The following is a 202-nucleotide window of genomic DNA, read 5'->3' on the forward strand; positions in this document are numbered from 1 at the left end:
AAATGTGGGAGCCGTCGAGCTTTAGCGAGGCCGCGATAGCGGTGGGTCAGGCACCCTCAATGTCGACTGTGCCGACGCCTTCGCAGCCTCGCTGAAGCTCGACAGCTCCCACAGGGGATCTACTCCCGCCTTCAGTCCGCGCTCGTGTGGCTGGTTCAACTCGATCCAAGCAGTCCCCCTGCAATTTGGCGGCTGACAAAGA

It is taken from the genome of Pseudomonas sp. K5002 (assembly GCF_013386655.1).
Classification (GTDB): Bacteria; Pseudomonadota; Gammaproteobacteria; order Pseudomonadales; family Pseudomonadaceae; genus Aquipseudomonas.